This is a genomic window from Phytomonospora endophytica (assembly GCF_014202425.1).
GTDB classification, from domain to species: domain Bacteria; phylum Actinomycetota; class Actinomycetes; order Mycobacteriales; family Micromonosporaceae; genus Phytomonospora; species Phytomonospora endophytica.
In genome coordinates, this window is record NZ_JACHGT010000001.1 from 497,488 (window position 1) to 520,552 (window position 23,065).

Below are 23,065 nucleotides of genomic sequence, written 5' to 3' on the forward strand. Positions count from 1 at the left end.
GATCGCGCACCGAAGGGCCCGGGGACGACTCCCCGGGCCCTTTCGCGTGTCAGGGACGGGCGAACAGGTCGCCCAGACCGTTCTCCAGCAGGTCGAAGGCCCGCTCGGCGTTGACGATCGCCTCCGGCAGGACCTCGGCGGGCGCGCGGCCGCCGTCGAGGGTGCCGCGGTTGAGGTGGATGAGCACGTTGCGGGTGGCCATGATCTGGCCGGCCATGATCTCGGCGGTCGCCGCCGTCGCGCCCTCGCTCACCAGCTGGTCGGCGAGCATGCGCTCCCCGAGTCCGTTGTAGGCGAGCATGCGCATCATCAGCGTCGGGGTCTTCGTCACCAGTTGCTGGATGTCACGGACGAGCGGTTTGGCGTTGAGTCCGGTGGCGGCGTCGAAGCGCCGGAGAGCGGCGATGAAGTGCGCGCGGAAGGCCGCGTGGGGCGTGACACCGCTGGGCCGGTCGCGTACGACGCGCATGGGCTCGTCGATGTGCTCGGCCATGGGGTGCATGACGAGGTCTTCCTTGGTGGGGAAGTAGTTGAAGACCGTCATCTTCGACACCGATACGGCGTCGGCGATCTCCTTGACGGACACGGCGTCGAAGCCGCGCTCGCGGAACATTGCCAGCGCCGTCGTCCAGATGATGCGCCCGGTCTCCCGCTTCTTGCGTTCCCGCAGGCTGAGCTCCTCGGTCATGCCCTAACTATACTCGACCAAAAAATTGACCGCACCAAAATATTGACCGGGTCAAAAAATATGCCTATGGTTGCGGGCATGACCGAGAAGCAGAAGAAGATCGGCATGGTCGTCTGCCTGGCGACGATCGTGCTGGCCGTCCTCGACCAGAACATCGTTTCGGCGGCGACCGTCCCGATCGTCCGGGAACTCGACCCACTGCACGGCGTGGAGCGCATGCCCTGGCTGGTCAGTGCCTTCGCATTGGCGTCGACGGCGGCGCTGCCGCTGTACGGGAAACTCAGCGACGTCTACGGCGCCAAGCGCGTCTTCCTCGGCGCGGTGACCGTCTTCATGCTCGGTTCGGCGCTGTGCGGCACCGCCCAGGACATGGGCCAGCTGATCGCCTACCGCGCCGTCCAGGGCATCGGTGGCGGCGGGCTGATGAGCGTGACGATGGTCGTCATCGCCCGCGTCAAGGAAGGCGACCCCGACGCCGGCGCCAAGGGCGGCGGCATGGGCGGGATCTTCGCCGGCTTCGGCATGGCCGTCGGGCCGCTGATCGGCGGCCTGTTCGCCGACGCCGGGAACTGGCGCTGGATCTTCTACATCAACCTGCCGCTGGGCGCGCTCATCGTCGTCGCCGGCGCCCTCACCCTGCGCTTCCCGAAGCACACCACCGGCCACCGCATCGACTACCTCGGCGCCGCGCTGGCCGCCGCCTTCGCGTCCGGGCTACTGCTGGTCACCGAGTGGGGCGGCACCACGTACGCCTGGGGCTCCCCGCAGGTCATCGGACTGAGCGCGGCCGTCGTGGTCGTCCTCGCCCTGTTCCTGTGGCGGCAGGCGACCGCGGCCGAGCCGATCCTGCCGCTTCGGCTGTTCCGGATCCGCGCCGTGGCGATCGGGTTCGCGATCCAGGGACTCATCGGCGTGGCGATGATCGGCGCGATCATGTACGTGATGACCTACCTCCAAGTCGCCCGGGGCATCTCCTCGACCGACGCCGGAGCCTTCCTCATCCCCTTCGCGGGCGGGCTCGCCCTCGTCGGGCTGCTCACCGGCCGCCTCGGCTGGTCCGCGCGGACGCTCATGATCTCCGGGACCGCGGTGTCGGCCGTCGCGATGGGCCTGCTCGCGTTCACCGCCGTCGACACCTCGCTGTGGGCGATCCGGGGCGAGATGCTGCTCCTCGGAGTCGGATTCGGGCAACTGCTCGGGACGCTCATCTTCACCGTCCAGGAGGCCGCGCCGCCGAGGCACCTCGGGGTGGCCACCACCGGGATCCGTTTCTTCCAGACCCTCGGCGGCGCGCTCGGCGCCGCGGCCTTCGGCTCGCTGCTGTTCCGGCTCTACGACGCCGACGTGCCGGGCGTCCCCGTCGCCGCGATCGCCGGACTGGAGCCGGGTGCGCGGGCGGACGCGATCGCGGCCTTCGTGTCGGCCGTCGACGTCGTGTTCGCGACCGGAGGCATCGTGCTGCTCATCGCCCTCGTCCTCGCGACGCGGCTCAAGACCACTTCGCCGAAGCCGCGGCGGGCGGCGGATTCCGCGCTCGCCGCCTGAGCGGTCTCTCGACCGGCGCGGCCGCCGCCTGGGCACGTGCGTGTCACGAGGGGTTGGGGTTCTGGCTCCCCAACCCCTCCACGAACCCCGCCACCAACCCCTCCAGCCTCGCCACCGGAAACGCCGCCGGATCGAACAGCGCCTGCGTCACCAGCCCGTGCGTGAACGCCGCCGCCGACACGGCCACGTCGTCGACATCCGCACCATCCGGCAGTTCGCCGCGTGCGACCGCCGCCTCCACATGCCCGCGCAGCCGAGCGCGCCAGCGGTCGTAACGCTCACGCTGCGCCTCGCCAAGGGTGGGGTCGGCCAGGGCCAGGTCCCACGAACTCACCCAGACCCGGTTCATGGCCACGCGTTCGGGATCCACCGGCACCACGTCCAGGATCGCCGCGCGCAGTCCTGCCAGGCCAGGCGCGGAGGGCACGTGCCGCTCCATCGTGTCCACGCGTTCGGCCGCGAGTTCCAGTGCGTGCCTCACCAGCGCCGCCTTGCTGGGGAAATAGTGCGTCACCAGGCCGGTCGACGCGTCCATCTCGGCGGCGACGGCGCGCATCGTCAGTCCCGTGAAGCCCTGTTCGGCCACGACCCGCCAGACGGCCTCCGACAGGTCACGGCGGCGGGCGTCATGGTCTCCGCGTGCGGGCATCTCGGTTGTCCTTCCGGTGGGGGCGTGCCTATGCTACGTACCAAACATTTGTTATGCACCTCGGAGGCATCATGTTCGCCCACCCCCTCGACGACTCCGCCGAACTCCGCCCGCTCGAACCCTGGCGGGCCGCCGAGTTCGCCGACTACTGCGTCCGCGACCTCCCCAACCTCTCACCATGGCTGCCCTGGGCCGAGAAGATGGTCGAGGTCGACGCCGCCCGCGACTGGCTCCGGCTCTTCGCCGAGGGCACCGCCGCCGACGGCCGCCGCATCTTCGGCATCTGGGACGCCGGGAAACTCGTCGGCGGCACCATGTTCCGCACCTTCGAGACGCGCTTCGCCACCTGCGAGATCGGCGTCTGGCTCGCGCCGGAGGCCGGCGGCCGCGGCTTGATCACCAAGGCGGCCGGCCACATGATCGGCTGGGCCGTCGAGGAGCGCGGGATCAACCGCGTCGAGTGGCGTTGCGAACCCGCCAACACCCGCAGCGCCGCCGTCGCCGAACGACTCGGCATGACCAGGGAAGGCGTCCTGCGCGGTGCCTTCCCGACGCGCGGCACCCACGTCGACGTCGAGCTGTGGTCACTTCTCGCCGACGAGTGGCGCGCCCGGGCTTGACCTCAACCGCGGTTGGGGGATCACGCTCGACGTGAGAACGCCGATGGGCGCGTTCGTCTGCTGAAAGGATCGGCTCATGCCGAATGCTGTCGTCATCAACCGTTTCGGCGGTCCGGAGGTGCTCGAACTCGTCGACCGCCCGCTCCCCGAGCTCGGTCCCGGCCACGTGCGGGTGCGCGTCAAGGCCGCCGGCATCCAGCCGGTCGACACCTACATCCGGCGTGGGATGGCGCCCCGGGGGCTCACTCTGGAGTTCCCCATCACACTCGGCAACGAGTACGCGGGCATCGTCGAGGCCTGCGCGGGCGACGTCGTGGACGTCTCACCCGGCGACGAGGTTCTCGGCTTCCAGCCCTTGTCCTGCCAGGCCGAAGAGGCCGTCGTCTCCGCCTCCCAGCTGGTCGCCAAACCACCGGAGATGCCATGGGAGATCGCCGGTTCGCTGTCGGCCTCGGGTCAGACCGCGCACGTGGCGATGGAGTTCCTCGGTGTCGGCGAAGGCGACACCCTCCTGATCCACGCCGCCGCGGGCGGTGTCGGCACGATGGCCGTGCAACTGGCCCGCGAACTCGGCGCGACGGTCATCGGCACGGCCTCCGAACGCAACCACGAGCATCTGCGCTCGCTCGGGGCGATCCCGGTGACCTACGGCGAGGGCCTCGTCGAGCGGGTCCGCGAGGTCGCGCCCGGCGGTGTCACGGCGGTCTTCGACGCGGCGGGCGGGGAGCGGACGCTGCTCGACTCGATCGAGCTGTGTCCCGACCTCCCGCGCATCGGCACGATCGCCGCCGGGGAGGAGGCCGAGCGGCTGGGTGTGCGAAGGATCGTCGGACCGCGTTCGGCGGCGCGTCTGGCGGAGCTGGTCGAACTGTGGCGCGAAGGCGGCCTGGTGGTCAGCGTCTCCCGCACCTTCCACCTCGACGAGGCTGCCGAGGCTCATCGCCTCGTCGAGGCCCGGCACCTGACCGGGAAGCTGGTGTTCGTCAACGACTGACGTCGTCACTCGAACACGATGTGCACGACGAACCATCCGGCGAACCCCGCGAGCGCGAGGATGCCGACGGGCCGCCACCACCGTGCGGGCCGGATCCCGAGCAGGGCCCGGGTCCGTTCGCTGATGGTGTCGCCGGGTTTCTTGGTGAGCAGGGCGGCGATCTCCACGCCGAGAATCGCCAGCGCCAATGCCACCAGCACGATGGCGGGCACCTCTTTCATCGGCGGCGTCCTTCCGGTCGCGCGTCGACCGAACCGTCCACATCGGACGGAGTTGCGACGATCTGCCTCAAGTGTGACGCGCGTCACGGCGTTTCGCACTGGTTGTGGAGAGGAACTGTTCGGGCGCGTGAAGTGAACACCGACGGGCGGCCGCGCGGCGGCCGCCCGTCGCCGTCGGCGTCACTCGGCGGCGTCGGCCGCCTTCTTCTCCTCGGCCTCCGCCGGCTCGGCGGGCTCCTCGCCCTCCGCGGCGGCCTCCGCGGCCTCTTCGGCCTCGGCCGCCTGCAGTGCGACCCCCCGGCGCTCGACCACGTCGAAGCGCCCGTCCCCGTCGAGATCCTTCTCGATCACGTCGGGAACACCGTCCCCGTCGAGGTCGGTCTCCAGCGTGTCGATGACACCGTCCCCGTCGGAGTCGATGGCGTGCGTCTCGAACGTGCCGTCGCCGTCGAGGTCGACGTAGACCTCGCCGTCGGGCTGCACGACCGCGTCGAACTTGTCATCGCCGTTGTAGTCGATGTACTTGGTCTCGCCGATGACGGTGACCTCGTCGGGCACCCCGTCGCCGTTCAGGTCGTACACGACCGGCTTGGCGGTCTCCTCGGCTTCACTCATCGCACCCGTCCTGACTGTCGTGTGTTCGGAACCTCGCATCTTACGAAGTCGCCGTCGGCACCACTCCGGGCGACAGTCGATAGTGTGGAGTCCAAACTAACTATCGGGCGACGGGGGAGCCCGTGACCAGTGAGGAGACATCGTGAGATCTCCCAGCAGAAGGCGTGCGCGACTCTCGCTGCTCGCCGTCCTCAGCGCCGTCGTCGCGGTGGCGGGACTCTTATCCCGCGTTCCGACGGCCGGTGCGGCCGCGCCGGGCTGCCGTGCCGACTACCGGATCGCCTCCCAGTGGGGCGGCGGCTTCACCGCCGAGATCGGCCTGACCAACCTCGGCGACCGCGTCGACGGATGGTCGCTCACCTGGACCTTCCCCGCCGGCCAGCGGGTGAGCCAGGCCTGGAACGCTCAGGTGACCCAGAGCGGCGCGGCGGCCACCGCCGTCAACGTCGACTGGAACCGCTCGATCGCCACCGGCGCCACCGTCTCCTTCGGCTTCAACGCCTCCTTGAGCGGCCAGAACACCGTCCCGTCGGCCTTCGCCCTCAACGGCGTGACCTGCACCGGCGGCACGACACCGACGACCGGCCCGACGACCGGTCCCACGACGCCGCCCGGCGACCCGTGGACCCCGCCCGCCGTCCTCGCGCCCGGCCTCACCGAGGTCTGGAACCACGTCGAGAGCACGTACCCGAACCTCTACGGGTTCCGCAACTACGGCTGGGACCAGCTCTTCGCCAACGGCGGCCAGATCAACTACTGCGTCCGCTGGGACTCCTCCGCGCCGGTCTCGGCGGCACTCCGCGACCAGATCCACGCCGGCCTCACCCGGCAGTTCGGCAAGTGGATGGCCGCGCTCACCGGCTGGAACAACTGGCCCTACGCGACCGTGCCGGTCAAGGTCGTCGGCTGGGCCGTCCGTGACCGCGCTCAGCTCCAGTGGACCGACAACTCCGTCGACGTCTACGTCAACGACATCAACGAGAACGCACCCCAGTGCTCGACGCCCTGCGGGCGCTTCTTCCATCAGGACGGGAACTACTCCGGTTGCCCCGGCGGCAAGGCACACCACTACGACATGTCGCTGTGGCTCACCTCCGGCTTCGGCGGCGGCGCGGGCGGCGACTGGGGTCAGCGCGTCGGGAGCGAGTACTTCGTCGGCGCTGTGGGGCAGGAGAACATCCACATACTCCTGCACGAGGTCGGCCATTCCTTCGGCCTCGACGACTTCTACGACTGGACCCCGGCCGGCGTCTGCTGCTTCATCATGAAGGCCGGCAGCGCCTCGTCGATCACCGAGTTCGACCGGTGGATGCTGCGCGACTGGTGGCGCCACCTCAAGAGCCGCTACGGCTACTAGCGGCCCCCGCGCGGCACGGCCCGGAGGAGTTGGGTCCTCCGGGCCGTCATGTCGATCAAGGCCTGTTAGGGTCGGCGCCGGGGTGACCTTGACAACGTTGTCCCTCTTCGGGAGGGTGGGCGCACGCCACGGCGTATCCATGCCCGCCTCACCCCCGGAGACGTCGACATGAGATTAAACAGGAAGGTCCACCGCTCACAGTGGACGGTGGCCGCGGCCTGTCTGACCCTGATTGCGAGCACGCTCATTCCCACCCAAGCCTCCGCCGCCGAGCCCGGCGCGGACTTCGCCACCTCCTTCGAGGAGGGCCAGCCCTTGCCCGACTGGTCCGACACGGTCGAGACCACGCCCTCGGGCGAGCGCCTCACCAAGGGCGTCGACGGCGCAAACTGTTCCCATGCGGGCGCATGCGGGATCCCCGGCAACGTCATGGGCACCGTTGTCGCGGTCACGGCCAGCGGTGAGAACGCGCCCGACGAGGTCAAGGAGAACCTCGCCGACGGCGACGTCGGCTCCAAGTGGCTCGTCTTCCAGAGCACCGGCTGGGTCGCCTTCCAGCTGGCCGAGCCCGTCGCCGTCGTCCACTACGCCCTGTCCTCGGCCAACGACGCCGAGGAGCGCGACCCGGTCGACTGGACCCTCCAGGGCTCGGCCGACGGCCTGACCTGGACCGATCTCGACCGCCGCACCGGCGAGGACTTCCCCGAGCGGTTCGAGACGAAGGAATACCGCTTCGAGAACACCACGGCCTACGCCCACTACCGGCTGGACGTGACCCGCAACGGCGCCGGGAGCATCGTCCAGCTCTCCGAGGTGCAGTTGTCCGACGGCGACACCACGCCACCGCCGGTCACGGACATGAAGAGCTTCACGACCTCCGGCCCGCCCTCCTCGCCCACCGCGAAGGGCCGTGTCGGCTATACGGGCATGCGCTCGCTCCAGTTCTCCGGCAGGCACCTCGTCGAGGGCCGCGCCTACTCGTACAACAAGATCCTCGACGTCGACATCCTCGTCACGCCGACGACCGAGCTGTCGTACCTGATGTTCGTCGGCCACACACCCGGCGACCTGCGCGACCCCGGCACCTACGCGGCCGTCGACCTCGCGTTCGACGACGGGACCTACCTCTCCCGTCTCGGTGCGGTCGACCAGCACGGCGTCAAGCTCGACCCGCGCTCGCAGGGCGAGTCGAAGACGCTGTACACGGGCCAGTGGAACCGCAAGGCCGCGAACATCGGCGCCGCCGCGGCGGGCAAGCGGATCACGCGGATCCTCGTCGCCTACGACAATCCCTCGGGCCCGCCGACCTGGTTCCGGAACTTCGTCGACGACATCGCGATCGTGGCCGCACCTCCGGCCGACGCGCGCGTCCTGCCCAGTGATTACGTGCTCACCACGCGCGGAACCCAGTCCTCGGGCGGCTTCTCGCGCGGTAACAACTTCCCGGCGACGGCCGTTCCGCACGGCTTCAACTTCTACACGCCGGTCACCAACGCCGGTACGACGAGCTGGCTGTACGAGTACCACCGCGCCAACAACGCCGCCAACCGCCCGAGTCTCCAGGCGCTGTCCATCAGTCACGAACCGAGCCCGTGGATGGGCGACCGGCAGACCTTCCAGGTGATGCCCTCGATCGCCGAGGGCACCCCCGACCCCTCGCGCACGGCTCGCGCGCTGCCGTTCGGGCATGAGAACGAGGTCGCGCGAGCGCACTACTACGGCGTCGGCTTCGACAACGGCCTGCGCGCCGAGATCGCGCCGTCGGACCACTCCGCGCTGTTCCGTTTCACCTTCCCCGGTGACGACGCCGCGCTGATCTTCGACAACGTCAACGACAACGGCGGCCTGACCCTCGACACCGAGACCGGCACCGTGTCGGGCTTCTCCGACGTCCGCAGTGGTTTGTCCACGGGCGCGACGCGGCTGTTCGTGTACGCCGAGTTCGACCGTGAGGTCACCGGAGGTGAGCGGCTGCCCGGCAGCGGGCGGCCGAACGTCACCGGGTTCCTGCGCTTCGACGCCGGGGACGACAAGACCGTGACCATGCGGATCGCGACCTCGCTGATCAGTCTCGACCAGGCGAAGGCCAACCTCGCCATGGAGATCGGTGACGCCTCCTTCGACACCGTCCGCGACGCCGCCCAGGCCGCCTGGAACGCCAAGCTCGGCATCATCGAGGTCGAGGGCGCAACTCCCGATCAGCTCACCACGCTCTATTCCAACCTGTACCGGCTCTTCCTGTACCCCAACATCGGGCACGAGAACACCGGCACTCCCGAGCGGCCGGTGATCCGCTACGCCAGCCCGTTCTCGCCGAAGGCCGGCCCTGACACGCCGACGCACACCGGGGCCGCGATCGTCGACGGACCGATGTACGTCAACAACGGGTTCTGGGACACCTATCGCACGACCTGGCCGGCGTACACGCTGCTCACGCCCGGCAGGACGGCCGAGATGATCGACGGCTTCGTCCAGCAGTACAAGGACGGCGGCTGGATCTCGCGCTGGTCCTCGCCCGGTTACGCCAACCTGATGACGGGCACGAGCTCCGACGTCGCCTTCGCCGACTCCTACCTCAAAGGGGTCACCGACTTCGACGTCGAGGCCGCCTACGACGCCGCCGTGAAGAACGCGACCGTCGCGCCGCCCAGTGCGGGCGTCGGGCGCAAGGGGCTCGACACCTCGATCTTCCTCGGTTACACCTCGACCGACACCGGCGAAGGCATGTCGTGGGCGCTGGAGGGCTACCTCAACGACTACGGCATCGCGAACATGTCGAAGGCCCTCTATGAGGCCGACCGGCACGGGCCGCGCGCGGAGGAGTACAAGACCAACCACGAGTACTTCATCAACCGCGCGCAGAACTACGTCAACATGTTCGACCCCTCGATCGACTTCTTCCAGGGCCGCGACGCCGAGGGGGAGTGGCGGGTCCCGGCCGGGGAGTTCAACCCGGCCGAGTGGGGCCACGACTACACCGAGACCAACGCGTGGAACATGGCCTTCACCGTCCCGCAGGACGGCCGCGGCCTGGCCAACCTGTACGGCGGCACCGACGCGCTGGGTTCGAAGCTCGACGCGTTCTTCGGCACGCCGGAGACCGCCGACCCGGCCAACGCCGGTTCCTACGGCGGGATCATCCACGAGATGACCGAGGCGCGCGATGTGCGCATGGGCATGTACGGGCACAGCAACCAGCCGGCCCATCACATCGCCTACATGTACGACTTCGCGCGGCAGCCGTGGAAGACGCAGGCGCTGGTCCGTGAGGCGACCTCGCGGCTCTATCTGGGCAGCGAGATCGGCCAGGGCTATGCCGGTGACGAGGACAACGGTGAGATGTCGGCGTGGTGGATCTTCTCCGCGCTGGGCTTCTACCCGCTCCAGATGGGCTCGGACACCTACGCGGTCGGGTCGCCGATGTTCACCAAGGCGACGATCCACCTGGAGAACGGCCGCGACCTGGTGATCAACGCGCCGAAGAACACCGCGAAGAACGTCTACGTCCAGGGCCTGCGCGTCAACGGGCAGCGCTACGACAAGACCTTCCTGCCGCACGACCTGCTGGCCTCGGGCGGTCGCCTCGACTTCGACATGGGCCCGCGCCCCTCGAAGTGGGGCACCGGCCGCGACGCCGCGCCGCCGTCGATCACCAAGGACGGCGAGGTCCCGACGCCGTTGCGCGACGTGGCCGAGGGCGCTTCGAGCGCGACACCGGAGCTGTTCGACGACGACTCGGGCACCGAGGTGACCGTCGACGGCGCGACCATGACCGTCGACTGCGAGCTGGCCGCACGCGAACGGGCCGGGATGTACACGCTGACGTCCGGCGCCTCGCCCGGCGACCCGTCGAGCTGGCGGGTGCTGGCCTCGAAGGACGGTCGCAAGTGGACTGAGGTGGACCGGCGCTCCGGGGAGGTCTTCGCCTGGCGCAACCAGACGCGGGCGTTCACCGTCGAGGATCCGGGGAAGTACCGGTTCTACCGGATCGAGATCACCGGCAACAGCGGTGAGGCGACGACGAGTCTGGCGGAAGTGGAGTTCCTCGGCGGCTGACGCCGAACCGGAGGGGCGCATCGACTCGGTGCGCTCCCTCCGCGATGTCGCCATTCAGTGAATGGGAACGTTACCTCGACGATGTCCGCAATGTATTAATAAGACGATCTTGAATATGCGGTCGCCTATGCTCCCCGCTCCTAGGCTGACCGCTGACCCACTCGTCCGAGTGCGAGCCGTCCCTTGCACAAAGGAGTTCCCATGAAGGTTCTGAACAAGCTCGCCGACCGCCTGGTCGCTCGTGTCGCGCCCGAAGCGCGCGCGGCCGCCGCACCGTGCGAGTACTACGAGTACGCGTGCATCAACAACCACGGCATGAAGCGTCTTCGGGACCGCTGCACCGGCTTCGTCGGACAGTGGAAGCTCGTTTCCGGCACCTGCTAGGACTTCCGCACGAGGAGGGGCGCGCCGCGTGGCGCGCCCTTCGCCTTGTCACTTAAGCGTTCCGGTGAACCCCGCCCGACTGATTTCGCCGCCGTTCGACCGTCCCGTCCGCCGCGAACGGTTTCCCCGCGCCGCCACGCGTCCGCTTTGCTCGGCTTTCCGCGTGCCGCGCCGACGGGTACTGGAAACGGTTACGGCCGGGTGGTCCGGGTTTTCGCCGGTATTTGAACCCTGGCCTCGCGCGAGCCCTTGACCTGGGCTTTCGTCCGTCTACAGTGGATGTCACTGATCGGACAGAGCCGATTCGCCCTGATCATTAGGCTCCCCTGATCCGGCCTTTCTACTCCACAGTGGAGTGACGATGAACGCTGCCCGACAAAGCACGGTGACACCGCCCGCGCGCGGTCTGAGTCCGCGCAACCTCGCCCGTCTGGGCAACCTCCTGCGCGCCAGACCTCTGGAGGCCTTCGCCGCGCTCCGGGACGCCGGGCCGCTCATCCGTTACCGCCTCGGCGGGCGCGTCCTCTACGTCGCCAACGATCCCGAACTGGTCTACCAGATCCTCGTCAAACACGGCGAGGCGATCATCCGCGGCACCCAGTTCGAGAAGCTCAAGCCCCTCATGGGCGACGGCCTGCTGACCACCGACAACGCCACCCATCGCCGCAACCGGCCCATCGTCAACCCCTCCTTCCATCGCGACAAGATCAACTCCTATGTCGCGGTGATGGCCGAGGAGGCCGACCGGCGCGCGAGCGAGTGGCACGACGGCCAGACCCTCGACCTGCAGACCGAGGGCCGCAAGAACGCCCTCACCGTCGCCGCCCGCTGCCTGTCCATGACCGACCTCGCCGACCGCGTCGCCACCGACGTCGAGAAGCACTTCCCACGCTTCCTCGACGGGCTCAACCCGCGCGCCATGCTGCCCCGCTGGGCCGGCGACCACCTGCCCGGCAACCGGCACTTCGTCTCCTCGGTCGCCTATATCCGGGAGACCCTCGCCGAGTTGGTCGCCCACCACGAGAAGCTCCTCGCCGACGACGCCGAGACCGCGCCCTCGGACCTGGTCACCGGCCTGCTCACGGCCAGCAACCCCGACACCGGGGAGCGCCTGTCGGCCGCGCAGGTCAGCGACGAGGTCGTCACGCTCTTCGTGGCGGCGACGGACACGACCTCCAACACCCTCGCCTTCGCCTGGCGGGTCCTCGGGGACGACCCGGACCTGGCCGCGCGCGTTCGCGCCGAGGCCGACGCGGCCTTCGGTGAGGGACCGGCCGACCTCGCCACCGTCGGCCGTCTCGAACTGACCCACCGCGTGGTCAAGGAGGTGCTGCGCAAGTACACGCCGCCGTGGCTGGTGACCCGCAAGGTCGTCGCCGACGTCGACGTGGACGGACCCGACGGCACGGTCTACCGGCTCCCGGCGGGTGCCGAGCTGGTGTTCTCGCCCTGGGCGATCCACCGCAACCCGGCCGTATACCCCGACCCGGAGCGCTTCGATCCGGACCGCTGGCTTCCCGAGCGCGCCAAGTCGATCCCGCGCCATTCCTGGCTGCCGTTCGGCGCCGGGCGGCGCAAGTGCATCGGCGAGGCCTTCGCCGAGCTGGAGGTCACCATGACCCTCGCGGTGTGGGCACGACGCTGGCTGGTCGAGCCGACCGCGAAGAAGCCCGTCCGGCCCGTCCCGTCGGCGACCTTGCGGCCCGACGACGCGCGGGCGGTCGTCAGGAGCCGCTGATCAGGGTCCGAAGACGTCGCAGAACGGGAACCCGTCCTTGTAGTAGAACGTGACGGTGGTGGAGAGTTCGGCGGTCACGCCCGGTTTCGGCGACTGGTCGAGGACGACGCAATCGGCGTCGTTCTCCCCTCCCGCCTTCACCGCCTCGGACTTCTCGAAGCCGGAACCGCGTAGTTTCGCGGCGACCTTCTCAACCGCCATCCCCGTGAGGTCGGGAACTTTGGCGGTGGCCGGACCGGGCGGGTCGTCGTCCCCGTCCCCGTCGCCGGGGTCGCTCCCGCCTCCGTCCTCCCCATCACCGTTGCCATCGCCGTTGCCGTCACCGCCGCCTGTCGAGCCGGGTTGCGTGGTCGGATCGTCGCCCTCGGGGGACGTCCCGCTGCCGCTCGAACCGTCGGCCTGCGGGTTGGCCGACTGCTGGCCGGTTCCGCTGGACGGGCTCGACGGGCCGGACAGGAGGCCGCCGTCGGCGCCCTCGCCGCCCTGCGGTCCTGATCCCCGCCAGGGTTGCCAGGTGATGATTCCGGCGAGGAGGAGGGCGGTGACGACGCACGCGAGCACGAGTAGCCGTCGACGGCGGCGACCTTCGGGCGCGGTGGGCGGGTCGGGTCGCTCCGGTGTGGAGTCGTCGTCGGGTGCGGCCGGTGGTGGCGACGTCACCTCGGGTTCGGCGGGTGGTGCGGCCTCGGGTTCCTCGGGGACGGTCGGCGACTCATCCGCATCGGGCTCGTCGGTCGCCTCGGGAAGCGTGGGCGTCTCCTCGGCTTCCGGTTCCTCGCCACCCGGGTCGTTGACATGCGGTTCGCCGGTGTCCGCGACGATCGGTGCCGCGAGCCCCACCGACACGTCCGTCTCGGACGTGTCGAGGCAGGCCAGCCCGAACTCCTGTACGGTCTCCCACCGGTCCGCGGGGTCTTTGCGGAGTGCCTTCATGATGGCCGTTGACAGCGCCGCGGGGACGTTGTCGGGGAGTGGTGCGGGGTCGTGGGAGAGGTGGCGGAACATGATCGCCGCCGATGCTCCGGTGGCGAAGGGTGGCGCTCCGGTGAGGCATTCGTAGGCGACGATCCCGAGTGAGTAGATGTCGACCGCCGGTGTGGGATCGTCGTCGGTGAGATGCTCGGGTGCCGAATAGACGACGGTGCCGATCACCATGCCGGTGTCGGTGAGGCTGGGGTCGCCGCTGCTCCGGGCGATGCCGAAGTCGATGATCTTGACGATCCCGCGCGACGTGATGAGGATGTTGGCGGGCTTGACGTCGCGGTGGATGATCCCCGCCGAGTGGGCGGCGTGGAGTCCTTCGGCGGCGGCGACGATGAGTCGTGTGGTCTCGGCGACGCCCAGAGGACCGTCGTCGCGGAGGACGTCGGCCAGCGACCGCCCGCTCACCAGCTCCATGACCAGGTAAGCCCTGACGCCGTCCGGGGTCTCTTCCTCGCCGTAGTCGTAGATCGCCGCGACGCCCCTGGTGTTCAACGCCGCCACCAGAGTCGCCTCGGACACGAAACGCGCCCGGAACTCCTCGCTGTCCGACAAACCCGGATGCAGCATCTTGATCGCCACCGGACGCTTCAACCGCACATCGGTGCCGCGCCAGACCTCGCCCATGCCCCCGGCCGCGATGCGTTCGTCCAGCCGGTACCTGTCCACGATCAGATCCCCGACGGGCACGGCGACTTCCTCTCACAAGTTCCTGGAGATTTGTTCACCGCGACCGCGGCCGGACCATTATGGCCTACCACCGTCAGGCGTGGGATCCGTTGGGCCGCCGTTAATTCGGAACGGATGTTATCGCCGCCGAGGCACTCGCTAGGGCCCCGACGACGGCCCGGTGCGCCCGCGAAGGCGCCTCCGCACCGAGCCGGCGTCGAGGGCCTCGCCGACGGCCGCGCTCACCGCCGCCCGCAGCCCGCGCAGGGCGTGCTTCGGCACCTGCCCGGCGCCCGGGTCCTCCCGCAGCTCCTTGAGCAGCGACCAGCACAAGGCCAGCATCACCAGCACGAACGGCAGCGCCACCAGGATCGTCGCCTGCTGCAGTGCCTCCAGTCCGCCCGCGACGAGCAGCACACCGGCGACCGCCCCGATCAGCACGCCCCACGTCACCACCAGCCATTTGCGCGGCGACAGCGAACCCCGGCTCGACAGCGACCCGAGGACCAGCGAGGCCGAGTCGGCGCCGGTCACGAAGTACAGCGCCACCAGGATCACGCACACGATCGAGGTGATCGTGTACCACGGCAGCGACTCCAGCAGCCCGAACAGCGCCGCCTCCTCGCCGCCCTCGTCGAGCTTGCCGACCAGGTCGGCGTGGCCGGTCGACTGCGTCCGGATCGCCGCGCCGCCCAGCACCGAGAACCACACCGCGCTGGCGCCGCTGGGCACCAGCAGCACGCCGACGACGAACTGCCGCACCGTCCGCCCGCGCGAGATCCGCGCGATGAAGGTCCCCACGAAAGGCGCCCAGGACAGCCACCACGCCCAGTAGAAGATCGTCCACGTGCCAAGCCAGTCGGCGTCGGAGAACGCGCCCGTCCGCGTCGCCATGGGCAGCAGGTCGTTGAGGTAGCCGCCGACGCTGGCCGGGAGCACGTCGAGGATGTAGACCGTCGGCCCGACGACGAAGACGAACACCATCAGCACCGCGGCCAGGATCAGGTTGGCCGTGCTCAGCCATTTCACACCGCGGTGCACCCCGGAGAACGCCGAGACCACGAACGCCGCGGTCAGCGCGCCGATGATGATCAGCTCGACGGCCCGGCTGTCGGGCACCCCGGCGACCAGCTGCAAGCCCGCCGCGATCTGCAGTGCACCCAGCCCGAGGCTCGTCGCCGACCCGAACACCGTCGCGAAGATCGCCAGCAGGTCGATCGCCCGGCCCGGACCGCCGTTGGCGCGGCGTTCCCCGAGCAGTGGGACGAAGGCCGCCGACAGGTGGTTGCCGCGCCGTTTGCGGAAGGTCGCGTAGGCCAGCGCGAGTCCGGCGACGGCGTAGATCGCCCACGGGTGCAGCAGCCAGTGGAAGAAGGTGTACTCCATCGCCGTGCGGGCGCTGTCGTCGCTGAGCGGCGCCACGCCCGTCGCCGGGGGAGGGGACGCGTAGTGCGTCAGGGGTTCGGCGACGCCGTAGAACATCAGGCCGATGCCCATGCCCGCGCTGAACATCATCGCCACCCACGCGAGGGTGGTGAACTCGGGCTCCTCGTCGTCGGTGCCCAGCCGGATGCGGCCGAAGCGGCTGGCGGCGATGACGACGGCCAGGACGAGGAAGACGTCGGCGGCGACGACGAAGAGCCAGCCGAAGTTGTGCAGCACCCAGCCCAGGCTCGAACCCGCCACGGTGTTCAGGGAGTCGCCGCCGAGGGCACCCCAGGCGACGACGGCCAAGACGATGATCGCGCCGAGTCCGAAGACCACCTTGTCGATGGGCAGGGACTTCTCCGCGGGCACGGCGGGCACGCCCTCCGCGTGGGATGTTTCCGACATTTCATCACTATGGTCCGCTGTGGCGCGCCCGGCCCGCGCGGCTCGCCGGGCGGGCACGCAAAACGGCCCCGGCGCGAAGCCGGGGCCGCGTACCGGGTGCCGGTCTAGCAGTAGCCGATGCGAACGCAGCTCAGGTAGAAGCCCTGGCAGTAGTCGTACCAGCAGTCGTACAGGCTGCCGCCGTCGCAGCGCTGACGCTTGCGCTCGCAGGGTGCGGCCTGCGCCTCGGCCGGCGGGACGAGGCGGGTGAGTAGACGGTCGGCGATCTTGTTGAAGCTCTTCATGTCATCTCCTGGACGGGGAGGGGCCGGTGAATAGAAGGTTAGGGGAGACGTGTACACCGGACCGCATACGAAGAGTGTTTGGGTAATTACCAATGATCAACTGCTCTACGCAAAGCGACGGCCCCGGCGCGATGCCGGGGCCGTCGTCGTCAGTGCGTCAGACCGAGACCTTCACGTCCAGTTCGGCGCCCTCGGCGGCTTCGAGCACGACCTCGCCGATGCTCCCGGCCTTGCCCACGTCGCCGAGCACCGCCCGGGCCCGCTCCACCGTCTCCGGCGCGGCGGTCACCCGCACCGAGGCGACCTCGGCGCGCATCGACAGCTTCTGCTCCGACTTCGCCTTGCGGACCGCCCCGATGAGCGCCACCGCCGTGTCCAGCAGTTCCGGGTCGGCGTCGGTGACCAGGATCGGCGACGGCCAGGGGCTGCGGTGCACCGAGCCCTCCTGCCACCACGACCAGGTCTCCTCGGTCACGAAGGGCAGGATCGGCGCGAACAGCCGCTGGAGCGTCGACAGGGCCAGCGCGAGCGTCGCCCGGGCCGACTCGGCCGGCGCCTCGCCGGCGTCGCCGTACGCGCGTGACTTGACCAGCTCGACGTAGTCGTCGCAGAAGAGCCAGAAGAAGGCCTCGACCGCGTCGAGGGCCTTGGCGTAGTCGAAGGCCTCGAAGGCGTTCGTGCAGGCGTCCACGGTGGACGCCAGCCGGGCCGCGAGAGCGCGGTCGAGCGGTTCGGTGATCGCGTCGAGCCGGTCGAGGTGCTCGGTCGTGGCACCGATGCCGAGCACGAAGCGGCTCGCGTTGAGCAGCTTCACGGCCAGGCGGCGGCCGACCTTCATCTGTCCCTCGTCGAAGGCGGTGTCGGTCCCGGGACGGCCCGAGGCCGCCCAGTAGCGCACGGCGTCGCTGGAGTACTTCTCCAGCAGATCCATCGGGGTGACGACGTTGCCCACCGACTTCGACATCTTCTTGCGGTCGGGGTCGACGATCCAGCCCGAGATGGCGGTGTGCTTCCACGGCAGCGCGTCGAACTCCTGGTGGGCACGCACGACGGTGGAGAACAGCCAGGTCCGGATGATCTCGTGCGCCTGCGGCCGCAGGTCCATCGGGAAGACGCGGCCGAAGAGGTCGGCGTCACGCTCCCAGCCACCGGCGATCTGCGGCGTCAGCGAGGACGTCGCCCAGGTGTCCATCACGTCCGGGTCACCCGTGAAGCCACCCGGCCGACCACGTTGCGCCGCTTCGTAACCGGGCGGCGCGTCGACGCTCGGGTCGACCGGGAGCACGTCCTCGCCCGGCACGATCGGCCGGTCGTAGACCGGGTCGCCGGCCTCGTCGAGGGGATACCAGACCGGGATCGGCACGCCGAAGAAGCGCTGCCGCGAGATCAGCCAGTCGCCGGCCAGACCGCCGACCCACGACTCGTAGCGGTGCCGCATGTACGCCGGGCGCCAGTCGAGCTCGCGGCCGCGTTCGAGGAGCCGCTCGCGCAGGGCCTCGTCACGGCCGCCGTTGCGGATGTACCACTGGCGGGTCGTGACGATCTCCAGGGGCTTGTCGCCCTTCTCGAAGAACTTCACCGGGTGCGAGATCGTCCGCGGCTCGCCGATCAGGTCACCGGAGGCGCGCAGCTGCTCGACGACCTGCGCCTTGGCGCTGTGCACGGTCTTCCCGGCCAGTTCGGCGTAGGCGGCCAGGCCGCCCGCGTCGGTCAGGCCGCGCGGCGGCTCGGCCAGGATGCGCCCGTCGAAACCGAGGACCGAGCGCGTCTGGAGGTCCAGTTCCCGCCACCACACCACGTCGGTGGTGTCACCGAAGGTGCAGACCATCGCGATGCCGGTGCCCTTCTCGGGGTCGGCGAGGCGGTGGGCGACGACGGGGACGTCGACGTTGAACACCGGCGTGCGCACGGTCGAGCCGAACAGGCCCTGATAGCGCTCGTCCTCGGGATGCGCGACCAGCGCCACGCAGGCCGGCAGGAGCTCCGGGCGGGTCGTGGCGATCTCGACGGTGCCGCCGTCGGGCGTGTGGAAGGTGATGTGGTGGTAGGCGCCGGGACGTTCGCGGTCCTCCAGTTCCGCCTGCGCCACGGCCGTGCGGAACGTGACGTCCCACAGCGTCGGCGCCTCGGCGAGGTAGGCCTCGCCCCGTGCGAGGTTGCGCAGGAACGCCCGCTGCGCCGTGGCGCGCGAGTTCGTGTCGATCGTCTGATACGTCATCGACCAGTCGACGCTCAGCCCGAGGCGCCGCCACAGCTCCTCGAAGGCCTGCTCGTCCTCGACGGTCAGCCGTTCGCACAGCTCGATGAAGTTCCCGCGCGAGATCGGGATCTGCTGGCGGCTCGGCTTCTCCGGTGGCGTGAAGTCGGGGTCGTAGGGCAGCGAGGGGTCACAGCGGACCCCGAAGTAGTTCTGCACCCGGCGCTCGGTGGGCAGGCCGTTGTCGTCCCAGCCCATCGGGTAGAAGACCTCTTTACCGCGCATCCGCTGGAAACGGGCCACGGTGTCGGTGTGCGTGAAGGAGAACGCGTGCCCGATGTGCAGCGAACCGGAGACCGTCGGCGGCGGGGTGTCGATCGAGAAGATCTCCTCGCGCACCTTCGAGCGGTCGAAGCGGTAGACGCCGGTGTCCTCCCATACCTGTACCCACGCGGCCTCCAACCCGTCGAGGGTCGGTTTCTCTGGCACACGTGGATTCTGGGAGTTCGTCATGGCTGGCAGCGTACCCACGCCACGCGTGGCCACGCACGCCATATCGGCGACACGCCAGCGCCCGGCTGCACCCCGTGAAGATCGCCACTGACTAGTCTGCCGATACCGGACACGCGCGGGACGGCGGCGCCGTGGCCGGGGGCTTTGGGGGCGTACGACATGACAGTGCACACCGTGTCCTTCGTGACCGGTAACGCGGCGAGACTCGACGACGCGCGCGAGCACCTCCGCGCGCTCGACGTCGAGATCACGGCCGTGAACCTCGACCTGGAGGAGATCCAGTCGACCCGCGTCGGCGACGTCGCCGCGCACAAGGCCCGCCAGGCCCACCGCGTCCTCGGTAGCCCCGTGATCGTCGAGGGCTCCGGCTTCATCATCGACGAGCTCGCCTACCCCGGGCCCCTCGTGCGGCCCTTGCTGGCCGCGACCGGCGCGCGCGGCGTGGTCGCCCTCGCCGACCTGACCCGCACGCGCAGCGCGCGCTTCGAATCGGTCCTCGTCTACGTCGCCGCCGACGGGTCGAGCCGCACCTTCTCCGGCACCCGCCGGCCGGGTACGGTCGCGTCCGTCCCGATCGGCGAGAACGCCGCCGGGATCTGGGCCCAGCTGTGGCGCGTGTTCATCCCCGACGGGCAGCGCACGACCCTCGCCGCGCTCGACACCGAGACCCGCGACCGGCTGCTCGCCGACTGGCGCCGCGAATCGGCCTTCGCCTCGCTCGGCAAATGGCTGGGCGAACCGAACTAGCCCTCCGCGAGGTGCCGTTCGATCGTCTCGACCTTCTGGGTGAGGCCGTCGACCCGGCCCGGGTGATAGTCCACCTTGATCACGGTGCTCACCCGCGGCGCCTGCGCGGCCACGACCTGGATCGCCTGCGTCACCACGACCATGACCTCGGCGAGACTATCGGCCTCCACGAGGGTGAACATCGCGTCGGTGCTGTTGCGCAGACCGGAGTCGCGGACGACCTTCACGGCGTCGGCGACGATCTTGCCGACGTGCTCGCCGACGCCGAGCGGGGTCACGCTGAAAGCGACGAGTGCGGACACGACAGGTCCCTTCGGTCGGAGATCCACTCAGCCTACGCGGCGCGGGGCCGGGTTGCGGGGGCTTGGGATGATCGTTCGACGGCCCCGCCAGCCCACCTGAAGGGGCCGAAGGCGCCCGCCGGCGCGCCTTCACTCACCGTGCCCATGAAACTCCACTGTGGAGTGTCGGAAAGTTTTACCGCCCTTCCCTCGTTCGTAGTTTCCTGCCATGATGCTGGTAATGCCCGCTCGCCCCCGGGCGGGCCGGCGCCGGACGCAGCGGCGCCGCACCACTCAGCGAGGAGTACGAAACTCATGAGCAAGGCATTACGGCGCCCGGCGGCCCGCCGCCTGACGCAGCGAATCCTGGCACTCGTCGCGACAGGCCTCATGGCCGTTGGGTCCATGGTCGGTTTCTCCGGGGCCGCGGCCCAGGCCGACCCGTCGGCACTGGCCAATCCGCAGGGCATCGACGTATCGCACTACCAGGGCAACATCAACTGGACCTCGGTGCGCAACGCCGGGATCGAGTTCGCCTACATCAAGGCGACCGAGGGGACGACCTACAAGGACCCGCAGTTCAACGCGAACTACCCCAACGCGTTCTACGCCGGGGTCATCCGCGGGGCCTACCACTTCGGGCGGCCCAACGTCTCCAGCGGCGCGGTGCAGGCGAACTACTTCGTCAACAGCGGCGGCGGCTGGTCGCGTGACGACAAGACGCTCCCGGGCGCCCTCGACATCGAGTGGAACCCGTACGGCGCGACCTGTTACGGCCTGTCGACGACGTCCATGCGCAACTGGATCACCGACTTCGCCAACACCTACAAGTCCCGCACCGGACGCGACGTGGTGATCTACACGGCCGCGAGCTGGTGGAACCAGTGCACCGGCAGCTGGACCGGCCGAGGTTCGCTGAACCCGCTGTGGGTCGCGCACTACACGACCGGCAGCCCGGCCATCCCGGCCGGTTGGCCCGTCTACACCATGTGGCAGTACACCTCGACCGGATCGGTGTCCGGCATCGCCGGCAACGTGGACCGCAACGTCTTCAACGGTTCCCGCGCCCGGCTGATCGCCCTCGCCAACAACACACCCTGACGCATGACGGTGGGCGCCCGTGCGGCCGCGCGGGCGCCCCACCCCCATGAGGAGAGAAGAACCCATGAACGACAAGAGCGGCGCCACTCGCCGCACCGTCCTGACCGGACTGACCGGCATCGCCGCGGCGGCGAGCATCCCCCTCGGCGCGACGGCGGCCTCGGCCGACGTCGACGCCGTCGACCAGCCGCGCGTCTACGCGTGCGACGAATGGGGCGCGCGCCCGCCCGACGGCACACCGGTCGTCGTGAACAGCAGGCCGAACAAGATCATCGTGCACCACACGGCCTTCCCCAACACGACCGACTTCTCCCTGGACTACGCCTTCCGCAACTCGCGCGACATCCAGGACCTGCACATGGACGACAACGGCTGGATGGACTCCGGCCAGCACTTCACCAACAGCCGCGGCGGACACGTCACCGAAGGCCGCCACGGCAGCCTCTCGGCGCTTCTGCGCGGGCGGACGATGATCCAGGGCGCCCACTGCGTCGGCCAGAACTCACAGGCCATCGGGATCGAGAACGACGGCTCCTACCACCTCGGCGCACCGGTGCCGCAGGCCCAGTGGAACAGCCTCGTCCAGTTCTGCGCGTTCATCTGCCAGCAGTACGGCGTGAACCCGCAGGAGATCTACGGGCACAAGGACTTCAACAACACCCTCTGCCCCGGCGGGCTGTGGAACCGGCTGCCCGAGCTGCGCGCGGCCGTCGCCGACGCGCTGGGATAGATGTAGGGCAAGGAAAGACCCGGCACGCACAGGTGGGAGGCTCGCCTCCCACCTGTGCTCTTTCAGCCCGCGACCGTCGCCAGCCCGCCGTGCGCGTTGAGCACGATCCCCGTACTGAACGTCGCGTCGAAACCGAGGAACAGGGCCGCCTTCGCGATCTCGTCCGGGTCGGCGTGCCGCGACATCGGCGTCAGCTCCTCACCGATCCCCTGATTGGCCGCCTTGTCGGCGGGAGAGTCGAAGACGATGCCCATCGACGGCGTCTGCGTGAAGCCCGGCGACAACGCGTTCACCCGGATCCCCAAGGGCAGGAACTCCGAGGCGAAGGCCGACGCGAAACCGCGCACCGCCGCCACCGTGCCCGTCGCGACGCTCGTCCCACCGAAGCCGAACCCGTCCAGCACCGCCGTGGTGAACACGAACGAGCCGCCCCGGTTCACCAGCGGCACGAGGCGCTGCGTCGTGAAGAACGCCCCTTTCGCCTTCACCGCGAACATCCGGTCGTAGGCCTCCTCCGTGACCTCCCCGATCGGCTGCATCCGCGCGTGGCCCACGTTGACGAACACGAAGTCGACCGACCCGAGCCGCTCGGCCACGGCGGTCCCGAGCGCGTCGATGTCGGCCATGTCCGCCGCGTCGGACCGCAGTACGTGCGCGGCCCTGCCCGACAGCTCGTCCCGCGCGGCGGCGTGATTGGCCTCATCGCGTCCCGTCAGCAGCACCTCCGCGCCGCCGTCGAGGAGCCGCCGCACCACCGCCAGCCCGATCCCGTGCGTCCCACCGGTCACCACGGCCTTCTTGCCCGCGTAGATTCCCATGTCCACTCCTTCGGTTCCTTCCCTTGTCCGTGCTCCGAGCCTGC

At 69.6% G+C, this 23,065-nt stretch carries 20 protein-coding genes; 10 read left to right on the forward strand and 10 right to left on the reverse strand.

The window, feature by feature from the left end; translation table 11 throughout:
• Positions 1-49: 49 nt before the first annotated feature.
• Positions 50-688: a TetR/AcrR family transcriptional regulator gene (locus HNR73_RS02055; protein WP_184785461.1), complete on the reverse strand. Its 639-nt coding sequence runs from the start codon at positions 686-688 to the stop codon at positions 50-52.
• A gap of 78 nt (positions 689-766) precedes the next feature.
• Here HNR73_RS02055 and HNR73_RS02060 point away from each other — a divergent pair, with 78 nt between their 5' ends.
• Positions 767-2,233 carry an MFS transporter gene (locus HNR73_RS02060; RefSeq protein ID WP_184785462.1) on the forward strand — a complete coding sequence of 489 codons (1,467 nt, stop codon included), beginning with the start codon at positions 767-769 and terminating at the stop codon, positions 2,231-2,233.
• 43 nt (positions 2,234-2,276) lie between these two features.
• Here HNR73_RS02060 and HNR73_RS02065 read toward each other — a convergent pair whose 3' ends face one another.
• Positions 2,277-2,882 (reverse strand): TetR/AcrR family transcriptional regulator, encoded by a 606-nt coding sequence (locus tag HNR73_RS02065; RefSeq protein ID WP_184785464.1) that lies wholly within the window; start codon positions 2,880-2,882, stop codon positions 2,277-2,279.
• Between the two features lie 71 nt (positions 2,883-2,953).
• On the opposite strand from HNR73_RS02065, the gene HNR73_RS02070 reads away from it, so the two are divergent.
• Positions 2,954-3,502, forward strand: coding sequence for a GNAT family N-acetyltransferase (locus HNR73_RS02070; RefSeq protein ID WP_184785466.1), 549 nt, complete (start codon positions 2,954-2,956; stop codon positions 3,500-3,502).
• Positions 3,503-3,578: 76 nt separating this feature from the next.
• Complete coding sequence (locus HNR73_RS02075) at positions 3,579-4,496, forward strand: NADP-dependent oxidoreductase (protein WP_184785467.1); 918 nt, start codon at positions 3,579-3,581, stop codon at positions 4,494-4,496.
• A gap of 5 nt (positions 4,497-4,501) precedes the next feature.
• On the opposite strand, the gene HNR73_RS02080 is transcribed toward HNR73_RS02075, so the two are convergent.
• Both HNR73_RS02080 and HNR73_RS02085 read right to left on the reverse strand, forming a co-directional pair.
• Entirely contained in the window at positions 4,502-4,717 is a 216-nt protein-coding gene (locus HNR73_RS02080) for a hypothetical protein (protein WP_184785469.1), read from the reverse strand.
• A 180-nt stretch (positions 4,718-4,897) separates the two neighbouring features.
• A complete protein-coding gene (locus tag HNR73_RS02085; protein WP_184785471.1) occupies positions 4,898-5,332 on the reverse strand; it encodes a VCBS repeat-containing protein in 435 nt (144 codons plus the stop codon).
• Positions 5,333-5,474: 142 nt separating this feature from the next.
• On the opposite strand from HNR73_RS02085, the gene HNR73_RS02090 reads away from it, so the two are divergent.
• From HNR73_RS02090 to HNR73_RS02105, 4 genes are all read left to right on the forward strand, one after another.
• Positions 5,475-6,689, forward strand: a complete 1,215-nt coding sequence (locus HNR73_RS02090) for a cellulose-binding domain-containing protein (RefSeq protein ID WP_203686107.1) — start codon at positions 5,475-5,477, stop codon at positions 6,687-6,689.
• A 168-nt stretch (positions 6,690-6,857) separates the two neighbouring features.
• Positions 6,858-10,745: a GH92 family glycosyl hydrolase gene (locus tag HNR73_RS02095; RefSeq protein WP_184785473.1), complete on the forward strand. Its 3,888-nt coding sequence runs from the start codon at positions 6,858-6,860 to the stop codon at positions 10,743-10,745.
• Between the two features lie 201 nt (positions 10,746-10,946).
• Positions 10,947-11,129 (forward strand): hypothetical protein, encoded by a 183-nt coding sequence (locus tag HNR73_RS02100; protein ID WP_184785474.1) that lies wholly within the window; start codon positions 10,947-10,949, stop codon positions 11,127-11,129.
• A 361-nt stretch (positions 11,130-11,490) separates the two neighbouring features.
• A complete protein-coding gene (locus tag HNR73_RS02105) occupies positions 11,491-12,867 on the forward strand; it encodes a cytochrome P450 (RefSeq protein ID WP_184785479.1) in 1,377 nt (458 codons plus the stop codon).
• Here the strand turns inward: HNR73_RS02105 and HNR73_RS02110 are convergent, their stop codons facing one another.
• The 4 genes from HNR73_RS02110 to valS form a co-directional block, all read right to left on the reverse strand.
• Complete coding sequence (locus tag HNR73_RS02110; protein ID WP_184785480.1) at positions 12,868-14,538, reverse strand: serine/threonine-protein kinase; 1,671 nt, start codon at positions 14,536-14,538, stop codon at positions 12,868-12,870.
• Positions 14,539-14,676: 138 nt separating this feature from the next.
• Positions 14,677-16,350, reverse strand: coding sequence for a BCCT family transporter (locus HNR73_RS02115; protein WP_184785482.1), 1,674 nt, complete (start codon positions 16,348-16,350; stop codon positions 14,677-14,679).
• A gap of 104 nt (positions 16,351-16,454) precedes the next feature.
• Positions 16,455-16,634, reverse strand: coding sequence for a hypothetical protein (locus HNR73_RS02120; RefSeq protein WP_184785483.1), 180 nt, complete (start codon positions 16,632-16,634; stop codon positions 16,455-16,457).
• 157 nt (positions 16,635-16,791) lie between these two features.
• Entirely contained in the window at positions 16,792-19,320 is a 2,529-nt protein-coding gene (valS, locus tag HNR73_RS02125) for a valine--tRNA ligase (RefSeq protein WP_203686105.1), read from the reverse strand.
• Between the two features lie 183 nt (positions 19,321-19,503).
• Here valS and HNR73_RS02130 point away from each other — a divergent pair, with 183 nt between their 5' ends.
• A complete protein-coding gene (locus HNR73_RS02130) occupies positions 19,504-20,091 on the forward strand; it encodes a non-canonical purine NTP pyrophosphatase (RefSeq protein WP_184785486.1) in 588 nt (195 codons plus the stop codon).
• On the opposite strand, the gene HNR73_RS02135 is transcribed toward HNR73_RS02130, so the two are convergent.
• A complete protein-coding gene (locus tag HNR73_RS02135; RefSeq protein WP_184785487.1) occupies positions 20,088-20,393 on the reverse strand; it encodes a thiamine-binding protein in 306 nt (101 codons plus the stop codon). The two genes, HNR73_RS02130 and HNR73_RS02135, sit on opposite strands and share 4 nt — an antisense overlap.
• Positions 20,394-20,687: 294 nt before the next feature.
• Here HNR73_RS02135 and HNR73_RS02140 point away from each other — a divergent pair, with 294 nt between their 5' ends.
• Positions 20,688-21,473, forward strand: a complete 786-nt coding sequence (locus HNR73_RS02140) for a lysozyme (RefSeq protein WP_184785489.1) — start codon at positions 20,688-20,690, stop codon at positions 21,471-21,473.
• A 64-nt stretch (positions 21,474-21,537) separates the two neighbouring features.
• Positions 21,538-22,203, forward strand: coding sequence for a peptidoglycan recognition protein family protein (locus HNR73_RS02145; protein ID WP_184785491.1), 666 nt, complete (start codon positions 21,538-21,540; stop codon positions 22,201-22,203).
• A gap of 62 nt (positions 22,204-22,265) precedes the next feature.
• On the opposite strand, the gene HNR73_RS02150 is transcribed toward HNR73_RS02145, so the two are convergent.
• Positions 22,266-23,021, reverse strand: coding sequence for an SDR family oxidoreductase (locus HNR73_RS02150; RefSeq protein ID WP_184785492.1), 756 nt, complete (start codon positions 23,019-23,021; stop codon positions 22,266-22,268).
• Positions 23,022-23,065: the final 44 nt, after the last annotated feature.